Origin of the sequence: Janthinobacterium sp. HH104 (assembly GCF_001758715.1) — a bacterium.
Lineage (GTDB): Bacteria > Pseudomonadota > Gammaproteobacteria > Burkholderiales > Burkholderiaceae_D > Janthinobacterium > Janthinobacterium aestuarii.
Genome location: NZ_LRIB01000013.1, coordinates 561,740 through 577,039, shown reverse-complemented (window position 1 = coordinate 577,039; position 15,300 = coordinate 561,740). Strand labels below are relative to the sequence as shown.

Annotated in this window: 11 protein-coding genes; 7 read left to right on the top strand and 4 right to left on the bottom strand. The window is 66.2% G+C overall.

The features are described from left to right. Positions 1-73 precede the first annotated feature (73 nt). From JAB6_RS03410 to JAB6_RS03380, 7 genes are all read left to right on the top strand, one after another. Positions 74-808, top strand: coding sequence for a 2OG-Fe dioxygenase family protein (locus tag JAB6_RS03410; protein WP_070301366.1), 735 nt, complete (start codon positions 74-76; stop codon positions 806-808). A 142-nt stretch (positions 809-950) separates the two neighbouring features. Beyond that, positions 951-2,312: a hybrid sensor histidine kinase/response regulator gene (locus JAB6_RS03405; protein WP_070301365.1), complete on the top strand. Its 1,362-nt coding sequence runs from the start codon at positions 951-953 to the stop codon at positions 2,310-2,312. A 264-nt stretch (positions 2,313-2,576) separates the two neighbouring features. Beyond that, positions 2,577-3,305, top strand: coding sequence for a CerR family C-terminal domain-containing protein (locus tag JAB6_RS03400; protein WP_070301364.1), 729 nt, complete (start codon positions 2,577-2,579; stop codon positions 3,303-3,305). Then, entirely contained in the window at positions 3,302-4,714 is a 1,413-nt protein-coding gene (locus JAB6_RS03395) for an efflux transporter outer membrane subunit (RefSeq protein ID WP_254671442.1), read from the top strand. Before JAB6_RS03400 ends, JAB6_RS03395 begins: the two co-directional genes overlap by 4 nt. A 13-nt stretch (positions 4,715-4,727) precedes the next feature. After that, entirely contained in the window at positions 4,728-5,894 is a 1,167-nt protein-coding gene (locus tag JAB6_RS03390) for an efflux RND transporter periplasmic adaptor subunit (protein WP_070301363.1), read from the top strand. A gap of 9 nt (positions 5,895-5,903) precedes the next feature. Then, complete coding sequence (locus JAB6_RS03385; RefSeq protein WP_070301362.1) at positions 5,904-9,020, top strand: efflux RND transporter permease subunit; 3,117 nt, start codon at positions 5,904-5,906, stop codon at positions 9,018-9,020. A gap of 131 nt (positions 9,021-9,151) precedes the next feature. Continuing rightward, entirely contained in the window at positions 9,152-10,129 is a 978-nt protein-coding gene (locus JAB6_RS03380) for a hypothetical protein (protein WP_070301361.1), read from the top strand. Positions 10,130-10,168: 39 nt separating this feature from the next. Here the strand turns inward: JAB6_RS03380 and JAB6_RS03375 are convergent, their stop codons facing one another. The 4 genes from JAB6_RS03375 to JAB6_RS03360 form a co-directional block, all read right to left on the bottom strand. Beyond that, entirely contained in the window at positions 10,169-10,909 is a 741-nt protein-coding gene (locus JAB6_RS03375) for a tetratricopeptide repeat protein (RefSeq protein ID WP_070301360.1), read from the bottom strand. Between the two features lie 91 nt (positions 10,910-11,000). Continuing rightward, a complete protein-coding gene (locus JAB6_RS03370; protein ID WP_070301359.1) occupies positions 11,001-12,395 on the bottom strand; it encodes an efflux transporter outer membrane subunit in 1,395 nt (464 codons plus the stop codon). Further along, positions 12,392-13,573: an HlyD family secretion protein gene (locus JAB6_RS03365; RefSeq protein WP_070301358.1), complete on the bottom strand. Its 1,182-nt coding sequence runs from the start codon at positions 13,571-13,573 to the stop codon at positions 12,392-12,394. The genes JAB6_RS03370 and JAB6_RS03365 overlap by 4 nt, the downstream gene beginning before the upstream one ends. Further along, on the bottom strand, positions 13,560-15,254 hold the full coding sequence (locus tag JAB6_RS03360; RefSeq protein ID WP_034747197.1) for an MFS transporter: 1,695 nt from the start codon (positions 15,252-15,254) through the stop codon (positions 13,560-13,562). The genes JAB6_RS03365 and JAB6_RS03360 overlap by 14 nt, the downstream gene beginning before the upstream one ends. Between the last annotated feature and the right edge of the window lie 46 nt (positions 15,255-15,300).

Genomic DNA, 15,300 nt, shown 5'->3' with positions numbered 1-15,300 from the left:
ACAGGAAACGCCGCGAAGTCGTAGAATGCCAGGCTGGATAAACTGAGACAGGCCGCGTTGCGGCCGCACCGCCATGAGCACTTCCGCACCGATCTTTACCGACCCGTCCCACGTCAAGGAAGCCTTGCGCGATGACGGCTATGCCGTCCTGCGCCCGCAGGACGTGGCCGCGCTGGCCGGCTGCCCGCTGGACGCGTTGCGCGCGCTGGAAGGGAGCTGGAATACCCTGGCGCTGGACAATTACCTGAAGGATGGCGGCCGCTATCGCCGCCGGCGCCACTCGTGCTTCGTGCAGGATGGCGGGCGCCTGACGCAGACGGCGCACCGTCCGCACTGGCAGCCGGTGGAATACAACGCCCTGCACGGCGGCATGCACCGCCTGTTCGAACCGGTCGAAGCGGCTATCGTCGCGCAAGCGGCCTGGCAGCAGCTGATTCGCGCGCTCGGTGACGTCTGCTCGCAAGTCAAGGGCAGCCAGCCGTGGTTCATCGAAGCGCACCAGTTCCGCATCGATACGACCGACGGCATCGGCCGCCCCACGCCGGAAGGCGCACACCGCGACGGCGTCGATTTCGTCGCCGTCCTGCTGATCGGGCGGGAACAGGTCAAGGGCGGCGAGACGCGCATCTTCGAAGCGGATGGCCCCAACGGCAAGCGTTTTACCCTGACCGAGCCGTGGTCGCTGCTGCTGCTCGACGACGCTGCCGTCATCCACGAATCGACGCCGATCCAGCCCGTCGGCGAGCATGGCCACCGCGACACTCTCGTGCTGACCTATCGCGCAGGCCAGTTCCAGGGCGAAAACTGACAGGCGGCCACAGCATTGCCTGTGGCCAAAATAGTTACTTGGAAGTTACTTTTGCAGACCTAAATCCGATATAGTCATACGATGTCGATATTGCGCGCTCACGGCGCCCAGCATCACCACACTGAAATCCTAGGAGAGGTCTGTGGACTCCAACAACCAAATCAAGCCTGACGAAATCGAGATCCTGATCGTCGAGGACAGCCCGACCCAGGCGGAGCGCTTGCGCCGCCTGATCCAGTCGCTGCACTACAACGCGCGCGTGGCTGCGAATGGCCAGCTGGCCCTGGCCGCCATCCGCGAGCGCAAGCCGCACCTGGTGCTGTCCGATATCGTCATGCCTGAAATGAATGGCTACGACCTGTGCCGCGCCATCAAGTCCGATCCGACCCTGCGCGACATCCCCGTGATCCTCGTCACCTCGCTCAACGATCCGAAGGACATCATCCGCGGCATCGAGTGCGGTGCCGACAATTTCATCCGCAAGCCCTACGCGGAAGACTACCTGCTCAACCGCATCAGCCACATGCTGATGAACCAGAAGCTGCGCAAGAACCAGAACGTGGAAATCGGCATCGCCCTGTACCTGGGCGACCAGAAGCATTTCATCAATGCGGAACGCCAGCAAATCCTCGACCTGCTGATCTCCACGTATGAACAGGCGGTGCAGGTCAACGGCGAACTGCAGGCGCGCGAACGCCAGGTGATCGAGCTGAACATGCGCCTGGCGCACCATGCGGCCGAACTGGAAACCATCAACCGCGAAATCGCCCTGAAAAACCTGGAACTGGCCGAAGCGAGCCGCATGAAGTCCGCCTTCATCGCCAACATGTCGCATGAACTGCGCACGCCGCTCAACGCCATCATCGGCTTCACCGGCGCACTGCTGATGAAACTGCCCGGCCCCCTGACGTCGGACCAGGACAAGCAGCTGAACACCATCCGCGCCAGCGCGCGCCATCTGCTCTCGCTGATCAACGACATCCTCGACGTGGCCAAGATCGAGGCGGGCAAGCTGACCCTGTCGATCGAACCCGTGCACTGCCAGGAACTGATGGCCGACGTGGCCGACACCCTGCGTCCCCTGGCCCAGCAAAAAGGCCTGGCGCTGGAACTCGAACTGGGCGAGCCGGGCCAATCTCCCGCCATCATCGACACGGACCGCCGCGCACTGACACAGATCCTCATCAACCTGCTCAACAACGCCATCAAGTTCACGGAACAGGGCACGGTGCGCATCAGCCTGGCCCAGCGCGACGAAGACGGCGTGCTGGTGACGGAAATGAGCATCGCCGACAGCGGCGCCGGCATCAAGGAAGAAGACCAGGCCAAGCTGTTCCAGGCCTTCTCGCAGCTCGATTCCACCTCCACGCGCCACGTGGAAGGCGCGGGACTGGGCCTGTACCTGTGCCAGAACCTGGCCAACGCCATCGGCGGCGCCCTGTTCTTCAACAGCGACTACGGCTCGGGCAGCACGTTTACCTTGGCCCTGCGCAGCAAGGACTGAGCTTCTGTGCGCCGCAACATGGAATACGGGCTTTTGGCCCTCGAAAAGAGACCGATACAGTAGTTCTACGGTATTGCACCGCACCATTTTCAGCGCTATAGTAGAACTGTCTCCTCCAATTCGTTCTCCGAACATTGGATTCAGCCCGCGAATACAACCGCGGGCTTTTTTTTGCCTGCGTTTTTCATTATCTTCATCCTTTCTTAACTAAATCAACCGGCTTAGTTATATCAATCGTTTGAGATATATGATTAAATCCCCGGCATGATTGAAAAAAACGCCATCCCCACTTCCCATGCCGACGACGGGCGCAAGCCCCGTTCCGACGGCGAGCAGTCGCGCGAGCGGCTGCTGCATAGCGCCATCCGCCTGTTTGCCGAGCAAGGCTACGCCAAGACGTCCACGCGCGAGCTGGCGCAGGCGGCCGGCACCAACGCGGCCGCCATCAGCTACTATTTTGGCGACAAGGCGGGACTGTACCGCGCCGCCTTTGCGCAGCAGTCAGCGGACCCGCAAGACAATATCGCCCTGTACGAGCAACCGCATTTCACCTTGCGCCAAAGCCTGCAAGGCTTCTATGCGCAATTGCTCGCTCCCATGCAGCAGGGCGACATCGCGCGCGACTGCATGCGCCTGTGGTGCCGCGAAATGCTCGAACCGACGGGCCTGTGGACGCGCGAGATCGACCAGAACATCCGCCCCGAACACGAAGCGCTCACGCGCGTGCTGGCGCGCCACCTGGGCGCGCCCGACAACAGCGACGACATGCACCGGCTGGCGTTTTCCATCGCCTCGCTGGCCCTGCAGCACATGGTGGGCACCGAGGTGCTGCACACCTTGCGCCCGCAACTGCTGGAATCGCCGCACGCCATCGACACCTGGCTGGCGCGCCTGACCGACTACGCACTGGCCATGGCCGACGTCGAGCGCCGGCGCCTGGCCATCCCCCCCTCACCCTCTACACCTCAACGACAAGCAGAAGGACCAGCATGACGACTATTCGATGCACCGTTCAACGCGTCCTGACTGCCAGCATCGTGCTGGCGCTGGGCGGTTGCGCCCTGCAGGGGCCGCCCGCGGCGGTTGCCGCCAGCGCGCCCGCGCAGTGGCAGGCGCCGCTGCCGCACAACGGCAAGCTGACGGACCTGGCCAGCTGGTGGCAGGGCCAGGGCGACAGCCTGCTGGTGGAATTGATCAATGACGCGCAGCAGGTCAGCCCGACCATCGCCGCCGCCGGCACGCGCATCGTGCAGGCGCGCGCGGACCGCATCGCCAGCGGCGCCGCGCTGGCGCCCACCTTGGACGCGACAGGCAGCGTGGTACGCACCAGCCAGCAATCGGCCCAGCCCAGCGGCACCACCTCGCAGGCGGCCTTGCAGGCGTCGTGGGAAATCGATGTGTTTGGGGCCAACCGCGCCACGCGCGATGCGGCCCAGGAGCGCTACGACAGCGCCCGCGCGCTCTGGCATGAAGCGCGCGTCTCGGTGGCCGCCGAAGTGGCGAACCAGTACTACGCCTTGCGCACCTGTCAGCAATTGCAAGTCGTGTCCGAACAGGATGCCGTCTCGCGCCGCGACTCGGCGCGCCTGACGGAACTGAGCGCCGGCGCCGGCCTCCAGCCGCCCGCCAATGCAGCGCTGGCCCGCGCCAGCGCCGCCGAAGGCGCCAGCCGCGCCATCGAACAGCGGGCCGCCTGCGACGTGAATATCAAGGCGCTGGTGGCCCTGTCGGCCATGCCGGAAGCGTCGCTGCGCGAGAAGCTGGCCGCCAGCCCCGCCATCCTGCCTTCGCCCGTGGCGATCGCGGAACTGCCGGCGCAAACCCTGGGCCAGCGCCCCGATGTCTACAGCGCCGAACGCGAAGTGGCGGCCGCCAGCTTCGAAGTGCGCGGCGCGCAGGCGCAGCGCTATCCGCGCCTGAGCCTGGCCGGCTCCATCGGCAAGGGCAATATCCGCGCCGGCGGCACCAGCATCACGGCCAGCACCTGGAGCATCGGCCCGCTGGCCGTCAGCCTGCCCATCTTCGACGGCGGCACGCGCCGCGCGCAGATCGATGCGGCCACGGCGCGCTACGACGAAGCCGTGGTGAAATACCGCGCCGGCGTGCGCCAGGCCGTGCGCGAAGTGGAAGAAGCATTGGTCAACCTGGCCAGCACGGACGAGCGCAGCAGCCATGCGAAAACGGCACTGGAAGGCTACCGCGTGTCGTTTGTCGCCACGGAAGACCGCTACAAGAATGGCCTGGCCAGCCTGATCGAACTGGAGGACGCGCGCCGCACGCGCCTGGCCGCCGAAAACACGGTGGTCAACCTCGAGCGCGAACGCAGCGCCGCCTGGGTAGCGCTGTACCGCGCCGCCGGCGGCGGCTGGACCAGCAGCGCCATCGCCAACAACGCCCCCTGACGGATACGACAACATGAAAAAAATGACCTTGAAACCGATGGCGCTCGCCTTTGCGGCCCTCGTTGTGGCGCTGGGCGCCGGCGTGGCCCTGTACTCCCCTTCCTCCACGGCGGCCGACGACGCCAAGGATAAAAACGCGGCGCAAAAACCGGCGCTCACCGTCACCACGGCCAAGCCGCAGACGGCCAGCCTGCCCATCAAGCTGAAGGCCAACGGCAACGTGGCCGCATGGCAGGAAGCCGTCATCGGCAGCGAATCGAACGGCTTACGCCTGACCGACGTGCGCGTCAATGTCGGCGACGTCGTGCGCGCCGGCCAGGTGCTGGCCGTGTTCTCGAACGACACGGTGAACGCCGACGTGGCGCAAACGAAGGCCGCCGTGCTGGAAGCGCAAGCCAATGCGGCGGAAGCGGCCGCCAACGCGCAGCGCGCCCGCTCGCTGCAAAGCACGGGCGCCATCAGCGCGCAGCAGATCAGCCAGTACCTGACGGCAGAACAGACGGCCAACGCGCGCATCGCGTCGGCCAAGGCGCAGCTGGCGTCGCAGCAGCTGCGCCTGAAATACACGCAGGTGGTGGCACCCGACAGCGGCATCATCTCTTCGCGCTCGGCCACCGTGGGGTCGGTGGTGGGCGCCGGCACGGAACTGTTCCGCATGATCCGCCAGGGCCGCCTCGAATGGCGCGCCGAAGTGACGGCCACCGAGCTGCTGAATCTGAAGCCGGGCACCCTGGCGCAAGTGAAGGCGGCCAACGGCAGCGTCTTGACAGGCAAGGTGCGCATGATCGCCCCTACCGTCGATCCGCAGACGCGCTCCGCCCTCGTGTATGTCGATCTGCCTGCAGGCACGGGCAGCAACGCGCCGTTCAAGGCCGGCATGTACGCCAGCGGCGAATTCGAACTCGGCACCTCGGGCGCGCTGACCGTGCCACAGCAGGCGATCGCCGTGCGCGATGGTTTCAGCTATGTCTTCCGCCTCAATCCCGACCAGCGGGTCAGCCAGATCAAGGTGCAGGCCGGACGGCGCCTGAGCGACCGCATCGAAATCCTTGGCGGCATCACGGCCGACACCACCATCGTCGTCAGCGGCGCCGGCTTCCTCAATGACGGAGACCTGGTACGCAATGTACAGGCTCCGGCAGCGCCCAAGGCTGCTGTAGCACCGGCAGCGAAAAAGTAAGGAGAGGCCATGAATTTTTCCTCCCTCTCGATCAAGAACCCGATCCCGGCCATCATGCTGTTCGCGCTGCTGACCTTGGCCGGTCTGCTGGCCTACAAGGCCAATCCGGTGCAGGATTTCCCTGACATCGAACTGCCCATCGTCACCGTCAGCGCGGTGCTGCCCGGCGCCGCGCCGGCCCAGCTGGAAACGGAAGTGGCGCGCAAGATCGAAGATTCCGTCGCCACCCTGCAAGGCGTGAAAAACATCTACACCAAGGTGCTCGATGGCGTCGTCACGGTGACCGTCGAATTCATCCTGGAAAAGCAGATCGCCGAAGCCGTCAACGATGTGCGCGACGCCGTCGCCCGCGTCAAGGCGGACATGCCGGCCGAGCTGCGCGACCCCACCGTCACCAAGGCTTCCACGGCCGGCAGGGTCGTGCTGACCTTTATCGCCACCGCGAAACCGGGCGTGGACAACCCGCTCGACTCTCCCGACCTGTCCTGGTTCGTCGACAATACGGTGGCCAAGCGCCTCTTGACGGTGCCCGGCGTGGGCGCCGTCACCAGAGTCGGCGGCGTCTACCGCGAGATCCAGGTCGAACTCGACGAGGCGCGCATGGCCGCATTGAAAGTGTCGGCCCTCGACGTGTCACGCCAGCTGCGCCTGGTGCAGCGCGAAGCGCCTGGCGGCAGGGGCGACATCAGCGGCGCCGAGCAGTCGGTGCGCACCATCGCCACAGTGAAAACGGCCGATGAACTGTCGCGCGTGGAAGTGCCGCTGCCGGACGGGCGCCATGTGCGCCTGGACCAGGTCGCCACCGTGCGCGACACCATCGCCGAACCGCGCGCACTGGCCGAGCAGGATGGCAAGACGGTCGTCGCCTTTGAAGTGTTCCGCACCAAGGGCGCCAGCGAAGTGGCTGTCGCCAAGGGCGCGCGCGACGCCATCGCCGACCTGCAGAAGGAAAACCCGAACGTGGTGCTGCAGCAGTCGATCGACAATGCCTTCCCCGTCGAGGAAAACTTCGACGGCTCGATGGAGCTGCTGTACGAAGGCGCGCTGCTGGCCGTGCTGGTGGTGTGGTGGTTCCTGCGCGACTGGCGCGCCACCCTGGTGGCCGCCGCCGCCCTGCCCCTGTCCGTGATGCCCGCCTTCCTCGGCATCTACTGGTTCGGCTACACGCTCAATACCGTCACCCTGCTGTCGCTGGCCCTGGTCGTCGGCGTGCTGGTCGACGACGCCATCGTGGAAATCGAAAACATCGAGCGCCATCTGCGCATGGGCAAGTCGCCGATGGAAGCGGCCATGGAGGCGGCCGACGAAATCGGCATGGCGGTCATCGCCACCACCTTCGCGCTGGTGGCCGTGTTCCTGCCGACGGCCTTCATGAGCGGCATTCCCGGCCTGTTCTTCAAGCAGTTCGGCTGGACGGCCGTGCTGGCCGTGCTGGCCTCCCTGGTGGTGGCGCGGTTGCTCACGCCGATGATGGCGGCCTACATCCTGAAACCGCTGCCGCACAAGGAAGAGCAGGATGGCTGGCTGATGACGCGCTACCTGACGGTCATGCGCTGGTGCCTGAACCACCGCGGCATCACGGCCATCGCCGCGGCCCTGTTCTTTGTCGGCGCCATCGCGCTCGTGCCGCTGCTGCCGACCGGTTTCGTGCCGGCCGCCGACCGTGCGCAGACGCAGATCAACCTGGAACTGCCACCCGGCTCCACCCTGGGCGAAACGCAGGCCGTGGCGGCCCTGGCGCGCGATGCGGCCATGCGCACGCCGGGCATCGAGGGTGTCTTCAGTTCGATCGGCGGCGGCTCCAGCGGCGACGCCTTCGCCCCCGGCGCCGCGGCCGAGGCGCGCCGCGCCGTGCTGACCCTGACCACCGTGCACCGCACGGAGCGCAAGGAATCGATGGCGGACCTGGAAACGCAGCTGCGCCAGAAGCTCGATACCATCCCCGGCGCCCGCTTCACGGTGGGACCGCCCGACACGGGCGTCAAGATGCAGCTGGTGCTGCGCTCGGAAGACCCGGTGGCGCTGATGGCGGCGGCGCAAAAGGTCGAGCGCGAACTGCGTAGCCTGAAGGGCATCGGCAACGTCAATTCCAGCGCCTCGCTGGTGCGCCCGGAAATCATCGTGCGTCCCGATTTCGCCAAGGCGGCCGACCTGGGCGTGACGGCGGCGGCCATCGGCGAAACCGTGCGCGTGGCCACGGCCGGCGACTACGACACGGACCTGACGAAAATGAACCTGCCCGAGCGGCAAGTACCGATCCGCGTCAAGCTGCCCAATAGCGTGCGCGCCGACCTGGCCGCCATCGAGCGCCTGACCGTGCCCGGCAAGAATGGCCCCGTGCGCCTGGCGAACGTGGCCACGGTGACGATGGAAAGCGGCCCGGCGCAGATCGACCGCCTGAACCGCAGCCGCAACGTGACCCTCGACGTGGAACTCGGTTCGCGCACCCTGGGCGAACTGAATGAAGAGGCGCGTGCGCTGCCGTCGATGAAGAATTTGCCGCCGTCCGTGAAGATCGCCGAACTGGGCGACGCGCAGGAGATGGCCTCGCTGTTCGCCAGCTTCGGCCTGGCCATGCTGATCGGCGTGCTGTGCATCTACTGCGTGCTGGTGCTGCTGTTCAAGGACTTCATGCAGCCGGTGACCATCCTGGCGGCGCTGCCGCTGTCGATCGGCGGCGCCTTCGTGGCGCTCCTGATTACGGGCAGCGCCCTGTCGATGCCCTCGATGATCGGCCTGATCATGCTGATGGGGATCGTCACCAAGAACTCGATCCTGCTGGTCGACTATGCGATCCTGGCGCGCCAGGCCGGCATGAACCGCTTCGATGCGCTGGTCGACGCCTGCCACAAGCGCAGCCGCCCGATTTTGATGACGACCATCGCCATGGGCGCCGGCATGATGCCGCTGGCGCTGGGCTGGGGCGCCGACCCCAGCTTCCGTTCCCCGATGGCCATTACCGTCATCGGCGGCCTGATCACGTCGACCCTGTTGAGCCTGCTGGTGGTGCCGGCCGTGTTCACCTACATCGACGACCTCGAGCACCTGCTCAAGCGCGGCATGGCGAAACTGCGCCGCCAGAAGGCGCCGCTGCGGCGCGATGACAAGGTGGCGCTGGAAAAATAAGCGCCACGGTCAATTGCAAAATCGCCCCCTGCGGGCAAGGAAACGAGGGACCGGCCGCCAGGCCGCGCTCCCTCGCTTTCATCTATCTGGCATACTGCGCCCATTCTCCATGAACGCAATCTGCCCTGCCTATGAATTACCGCACTCCGCTCGTCCTGCTGATGGCATCCGCGCTGCTCGGCGCCTGCTCGGACAAGACCGCCCCCGCCAGCGCCGACCTGGCAGCTGACGTGGTCACCGAAGTCCCCGCTGCCGCTGCCGCAGCAGACACCGCATCGGCCGAACACGTGCCGCCGCCGGCCGCCACCGCCCCTCGGACGGAAGCGATGAACACGCCCCAGGCGCGCGAGCGCGAAGTGGGCATGATGCGCGCCGTCTTCGGCAAGGACTACCGCAGCGACAGCGAAGATGCGCTGGCCGACCTGCCCGATCCCGATAACCACGTCGACAAGCTCAGTTACGTGGTCAGCGCCGTCAGCCACAAGCTGCTGCCCGATGGCAGCGCCATCCTGGTGGCGAATGCGGAAACGGCCAACACGGAAGGCACGGCCGAATCGGCGCATGCTTCACCGGGGCTGCTGAATGTCTTTTTTCTGGCGCCCAAGGGCCAGCCGGAAGACGGCCAGTGGCAAGTCGTGAAACGCCTGGAAAACATCGCCGCCCTGGGTTCGTCGGGGCAGCTCGGCGAAGTCCACTGGGTCATGCTGAGCGCGAACAAGCCGGGACTGGCGATCCGCCATGGCTATACGGGCCAGGGCTACACCATCACGCAACTGGCCCTGTTTGAAATCGGCGACGGCAAGGTCACCTCACTCGATGGTGCCATCGACCTGTATTCGGACAATATGGGCGCCTGCGGGCCCGAGACGGACGAGTGCTGGATGGTCAAGGGGAACTGGCGCTTCGCGCCGGCGCGCAATGGCGGCGCCTATGATGACTTGCTGATCGATTTCAAGGGCGCCTCCGAGAAGATCAAGCCCGGCGTCACGGTCAAGCCCGACGAAGACCCGCCGCGCATCGCCACGCCCCTGAACAACCACGCGCGCTACGGCTTCGATGGCAAGGGATATAAACTGATTGAAGGGAAGAACACGGTGCCTGGCGTGTAATGGGGTCAGACCCGCCGGGTCTGACCCCACGTAAGCCAGCTACTTGCGCGCCGCTTCCAGGCGCGCCAGCAGCGGCGCATACATGGCACGCGTATGGCTGCTCCAGCGGGCCATGGCGCTGTCGATATCGAGCAGCAGGCGTTCCGACAATACCTTGTCGCCCTGCTGCAGCGCCCAGATCGCGCACTCCGCGCGGCACTCGAAACTGTTGTAGCGCGTCAGCGCATCGTCGAATTCCGCCTTTGCTTCCACCTGGCGCCCGCTTTGCGCCAGCGCGCGCGCCGTCAGCAGGGACACCATCTCGGGACGGAAATGCATATCCGTGCGGCGGATGAATTCGAGGTGCGTCAAGGCCTCGGCGCCACGTTCGCACTCCAGGTAGGCGCGCGCCGCACCGAGGCGAATTTCCAGGTCCGATGCGAACGCCCCCTGCAGGCAGGCTTCGTACGTCGATGCCGCTTCCTTTGCATCGCCCGCCTCGAGCTGCGCGCTGGCCAGGCGCATCTGGTTTTGCGCCGTCGGCGTGTACTCGAAGGCCGCTTTCGCCTCGCGCAATTCGCGGTTCGGATCGAGCACCTGCACGGCCACCGAAGCGACCTTGCGCGCGCCTTGCGGCAGGCGCGAATTGGGCAGGTAGATGGCGAAGAAATACACCACGCTGCCCAGCAGCGGAAACATGAATAAAATGAGCAGCCAGTACAGCTGCTGCCCGTTGCGCACCACATGGATCGCAAAAAATACCGCGATCAGGATGTGGATGCCTATGCCAAAAATCGTCATGCTGCGACCTCGTTCGTGATGGGAGCAGCTGGCACCATGCCGCCGCTTTCCCTGCTCAGAATATTACACTGGCCGCGCCGTGCACACGCGCCTATTGCGCCTTGGCCGACCAGCCGCCGCCCATGGCGCGGTACAGGTCGACCGAGGCGACGAGGATGCGCGTCTTCAGCTGCAGCAGCCCCACGTCGGCGCTGTACAGGGTGCGCTGGGCGTCGAGTTCTTCCAGGTAGGAGGCGTAGCCGTTGCGGTAGCGGTTGTGCGCGATGCGCAAAGTGTCGGCCGCCGTGGCGCGGCGCGCATCGTTTTCCACGGCTTGCTGCTGCAGCCGGTAGATGGCGCCCAGGCTGTTCTCCGTTTCGGCGAAGGCATTGCGCACCACGTTTTCATATGTGTACACGAGCTGGTCGCGCTGGGCGCCCGCCGCATCCGTCTGCGCCTGCACCCGGCCGCCATCGAACAGGGGGCCGGCCGCCAGCGCCGTCAGGCGCCACAGGGCGGTCGGTGCATGCAGAAAATCGGTCAGGGTCGTGGCTTGCCCGCCGCCGACGGCCGTCAGCTTGAACGAGGGCAGCAGCTGGTCGCGCGTGGCGGCCAGGCTGGCGTTGGCGGCCGCCAGGTTGTGTTCCGCACGCGCGATGTCGGGCCGCCGGCGCAGCAATTCGGATGGCAGTCCGGCCGGCACGTCGGGCGCCGCCAGCTCGGCCAGCGGCAAGCCGCGCGCGATGGGGCCCGGATTGCCGCCGACGAGGATGGCCAGCGCGTTTTCCTGTTCGAAGATCTGCCGCTGCAGCTGCGGCACCTGTTCGGCCGCCGCATGGTATTCCGATTGCGCCTGCAGCCATTCCAGGCGCGAGCTGTAGCCCACTTCGAACTGCTTGCGCGCCAGCTCGCGCGACTGTTCCCGCAGCTGCAGGGTCGATTGCGTGAGCGCCAGCTGCGCGTCGAGTCCCCGCAGATTCAGGTAAGCGGTCGCCACGCTGGCGGCGATCGACAGGGCCGCCGCATCGAGGCTCGCCTGCTCGGCGCGGTAGCTCTCGCCCGCCGCATCGCTCAGGCTCGCCAGCCGGCCCCACACATCGATCTCATAACTGGCCTGCAGTTCCGCCTGGAAGACATTCGTCACATACGGCTTGCCGCTGGACGCCAGGGTGCGCGTACGCGTGGGCGAACCGTCGAAGGCGAGGCTGGGTGCGCGGTTGGCGTCGGCCTGCGCCAGGCGCGCGCGGTATTCCTGCAAGCGGGCGCGCGCCACGCGCAAGTCGCCATTGCGCGCCAGCGCCTCGCCCACCAGGTCACTCAAGACCGGGTCGCCAAAGGCTTGCCACCACAACTGCTCGACATGGGCCTCGGTCGCCGCAGGCGCACCGGCCGCTTGCGCGCGCCAGCCGGATGGCAGCTGCAGTGCCGACGCAGGCTGCGGTGGCGCGTTGGCGGCGCAACCGGCCAGCGCCAGCGCGCCGGCCATCAGCAGGAAACGGCGCTTCATGGCTTGGCCTTCTTCGGCGGCGGTGGCGGCGCCGGATTGTCCGCCGAGTCGTTCAGCACGGCAGACGTATCGACGCTGACCACCACCGACATGCCGGGCACGAGCCGGCGCGCATTCGCCTGCCCCGGATCGATGCGGATGCGCACGGGAATGCGCTGGGCGATTTTAAGGTAGTTGCCCGTCGCGTTATCGGCCGGCAGCACGGAAAACTCGGAACCGGTGGCCGGCGAAATGCGCTCCACCTGGCCCGTCAGCACGGCGCCGTCGAGCGCGTCGACGTGGAAAGTGGCGCTTTGCCCTTCCTGCACGCCGTTCATCTGCGTTTCCTTGAAATTGGCGATCACCCACATCTGTCGCGGCACCAGCGCCATCAGCTGCGCGCCCGAATTCACGTATGCGCCCTGGCGCACCGTCACCTGGCCCAGTTGGCCATCGGATGGCGCCACGATGCGCGTGTTATCGAGGTCGATCTTGGCCGCCTTGACGGCCGCCTGCGCATTGGCCACGGCCGCTTCCAGCGCCTGTTTGTTGACCACCACGCTATGCACGCTTTGCTGGGCGATGTCGAGATTGGCGCGCGCCTGCGCCAGCGCCGCCGCCATCTGCGCCTGCGTGGCGCGCGACTGGTCATGTTCGCGCTGCGACAGCGAGCCATCGGCCACCAGCTGTTCCACGCGATTGAGGTCGGCGCTGGCCTTGCGCGCCTGCGCTTCCGCATTCGCCATCACGGCCTCGCTGACGGAAATGCCCGCCTGTGCGCTGGCCTTTTGCTGCGCCCAGTTCGACAGCGCCGCCTGCTGCGCGGCCAGCTGGGCCTGCGCCTGCTCGTAGCGCTGCTGGTAGATGCGGTCGTCGATACGCACCAGCAGCTGGCCTTCCTTGACGTCCATGAAATCCTGCACCGTCACTTCCACCACATAGCCCGACAGCTGTGTGCCGATGATGGTCACCTGTCCGCGCACGGTGGCGTTTTCCGTCGTCACGATGGGACTCGTGAACGGCGGCAGACGCCACGCGTACAGCACGATCAGCACGCCCACCAGGGCCACGGCGGCAAAGGCCAGCGCGGACAGCCACTGGTGGCGCCGGTCCGGCTGCGCCGTGGAAGTGGTTGGCGCCGGCGTGGTCGCGGCTGCGGGCGTTGTCGGTGCTGGTGGCGGAGTATTATTTTCTGTCATTGCTCGGTTCCGAATTGGTAATGGGGACGATGGCCATGGCCGTCTGCGCATCGCGCACGGGCCCGACCAGGCGGCGCGCGCCGGTGGTGATGCGGGTCCAGGACTGGCTGACCAGCATCCAGATCAGGGTGGCGATGGCAACGCCGGCGATCATCAAAAAAACGTCGTTATAGGCCAGCACATTGGCTTCGCGCGTGGCGACGGCGCCCAGGCGCGCCACGCCCTGGGCGCTGCGCAACGCAGGGTCCATCAGTACGCCGCCATAGCTTGCGGCGCCCGACTGCACGCGCGCAGCCACCTGCGGATCCAGCATGCTCAGGTGCTCGACCAGGTAGCTGGAATGGTATTTTTCGCGCGCCGTCTGGATGGTGCCGACGATGGCCGCACCGAGCAGGCCGCCCAGGTTCTGCGTCATGGTAAACATCACGGAAAAGCTCACCAGGTTGCGCGGTTCGGCAATCACGGCGCCCATGCCGGCCACCATGGTGGGACCGAGGAAATACGTGCCGCCAAAGGCCAGCAGGAACTGGCTCACATACATGTTGACGGGGCGCGTCTGGCTGGTGGCGTGCGCGTCGATCAGGGCGCCGGCGGCGATCAGCAGCAGCGCGAACATCAGCGAGCGGTTCAAGGTCGCCGGATTGATCGTCAGCGCGCTGACCACCAGGCCCGCCACGCTGCCCAGCAGCACCACGACGAACAGGTTCTGCATCTGGTCCGTGTTCAGGCCCAGCGCCTGCAGAAAGCCGACGGCGCCCGTCGATTCGGACAGCACGATGCGAAACAGCAGCACCGATAAAAACAGCTTGGCGATCTTGCCCGTCGTGAGCCAGCGCGTGTTGAGCAGCGGGCGCGCGCGGTTATGCTCGATGGCCAGCGAGGCGGCGATCAGCACGATGGAGCACGCCAGGCACACGCCCACCCACTCCGACTCCATCCACCACGCCGTGCGCCCCTGAGCCAGCACGGCGCACAGCAGGGCCACGCCGGGTGCGAACAGGATGAAGGTGAGGAAATCGAGCGGCTCGAACGTCTGCACGCGGTCGCCGGGCGGCAGTTTCAGGGCCAGCACGCAGCCCAGCGCCAGCAGGGCCAGTCCCAGTTCGAACAGGTACAAGCCGTGCCATTCGCCGATCTGCAGCAGTTCGGAGGTGAAGATGCGCGCCAGGGGCAGCGCCAGCTGGGCAAAACCCAGGCCCAGTACCACGCCCTTCAGGCGGTGCCGTGCGGGAAACGCCTGCAAGGTGTAGTACAGCCCCAGCACCCCAAGCGCGCCGCCCACCATGCCATGCGCGGCGCGCACGGCAATCGCCGACGGCAAGGTATTGGCATACAAGTGGGCGAACGTCACCAGCGCATACAGCACCAGGAACGCTTCCGTAAACAGGCGCAGGCCGAACTGCTGGCGGAACTTCACCAGCAGCAGATTCATGGAAACGATGGTCATCACATAGGCGGCCGGCAGCCACTGCATCTGGTAGGCATAGGCGGCCAGCGAACCTTGCAGGTTCAGCAAATTGGCCGTCACCAGGCCGTTGCCCAGTCCCCCCGTCAGCGCGACGATCAGGCCGACGATGAAATACGCGACACGCTTGGGCGTCGAATGTTCGGGCATCGATGGCGACCCGGGCAAGGTCGGGCGTTCGCCCGGCCCCCAGGTGCGAGGTGTGTACTTGTCCATGCGGTAATCGCGATCCGGTTTGCTGAAGCCGTTCCTTGCTGCTGTT